General features: G+C 42.0%; 1 protein-coding gene. It reads right to left on the reverse strand.

The features are described from left to right. Positions 1-184: 184 nt before the first annotated feature. On the reverse strand, positions 185-1,534 hold the full coding sequence (locus ACP2WE_RS25960) for an IS1380 family transposase (RefSeq protein WP_425218412.1): 1,350 nt from the start codon (positions 1,532-1,534) through the stop codon (positions 185-187). Positions 1,535-1,635: the final 101 nt, after the last annotated feature.

Here is a 1,635-nt window from a genome sequence, read left to right on the forward strand (position 1 = left end):
CTAGCCTGCATTATTCATGAGAACCCAAAAGAGAATAAAAATCAAGAAAAAAGGAAGAGGTATTTTGGAAAGGAAAGAAAAATCTTAATTTAAAAGAGAAAATGCATAGAAAAGAAGCCTTTATCGCTGTAAATCGCCCAAGATTGGCAAAAAAAGACACACCAATCCTCTGGAAGAGAAAAAACTAATTAAAAAGCTGAAAATTAGGATCGCTTAGCCGATGGGAAATCTGACAAATTTCTTGGGCAAAGGGGAAAAAAGCTGAAAGTTGCACTAGTACTCGCCTGACAGAAATCTTGACATAAGCCGCACATTTAAGCAGAGAACCGCGTAAACGTAGGACTTGAGCATTCTTGAATTTTGTTGCAGAAGCAGCTTGTCGAATCGTTAAAAGTAGAACGTAAGCAGCCTGAGCTAAAAATAAGCGAAACTGGTTGGCTACAAAAGAATGACAACTGAGACGACCAGCTTTGATTCCCAGTTTTAACTCTTTGATAGGATGTTCCGAATCAGCACCTCGTTGGATATAGAGATCGTCGTAAAGTTTTTGGCAAGGCAGATCCAGATTGGTAACCACAAAACGAGGATTAGCGCCTTTCTCCAACCATTCTGCCTTCATCACTAATCGACGGGGTTTCGACCAAGATCCAGCCGCATAGTAGACATCATCAAACAAACGAACTTTTTCTCCAGTCTGGCAATACTGCAAACGCGATCGCTCCAGCAACTCAGCAATTTTACGCTTGAGGACATTGTTGCTGGAAAAACCCAAAACGTAACCAACATCTGCATGTTCGCAGACTTTGATAATCTCTGGCAATGAGAAACCACCATCCCCTCGCAAGATGATTTTTACGCCTGCCCAGACCCGTCTTAATCGCCAAAACAACCAACGCAAAATCCCTGCTACACCTTTGCCTGCGTGACTGTTTCCTGCTCTTAGTTGCAAGACCAGTGGATATCCACTTTTCCCATCATTTATCAGCACAGGATAATACATCTGCTGGTCATAGTACCCATGAAAAAAACTCAACTGCTGCTTACCATGGGTCTGTGCATCCCAACCATCTACATCAAGGATAATTTCCTTTGGTTCTGTCCTGTGCCCTGCAATAAAGCGCTCTACAAACAACCGTCTGATGGCGCTGTTGTCCTGTTTGGTTACCTGATTTTCTAATCTTGTTATGGTCGGCTGACTTGCCAGCATTTCCTCCCCTACCATAGGCAATCGCTGACATGCTATTTTCATGATTGGGTCTTGTCTCATGTAATTACTGTCCAACGCATCTTCATACCCATTCGCTAGTTGTAAAACCCTCTGTAAAACTAGCTGTTCCATACTGTGCGTGATTTTGTTGGGGTCGCGTTTATCGACTATCCGTTCTGCCATTCCTGCAATTATTTTGACCCTCTCCTCTGCTTGCCTAGTTAGCAGTATCCCTCCATCTGTACTCAGTTGTTGCTCGGAAAACTTTACTTCTAATCGTTTTTCTTGATAAAAATTGAACTCTGGTTCCAAAAAACACTCTGTCATGAGAAAATATTGCCATTAATATTCTGGAGAGCCTAATTCTACTCAGTTTTAGGCTCTTTTTTTTCTCCACTTTCTCTTCCTGATGAATTATTCAGGCTAGT

This window comes from Tumidithrix helvetica PCC 7403, assembly GCF_965232925.1.
GTDB lineage: Bacteria > Cyanobacteriota > Cyanobacteriia > Pseudanabaenales > Pseudanabaenaceae > Tumidithrix > Tumidithrix helvetica.

What these genes read in the sequence shown, in the direction of transcription:
- ACP2WE_RS25960 (WP_425218412.1), bottom strand. Translation starts at nt 1,534, where the DNA reads ATGACAGAGTGTTTTTTGGAACCAGAGTTCAATTTTTATCAAGAAAAA.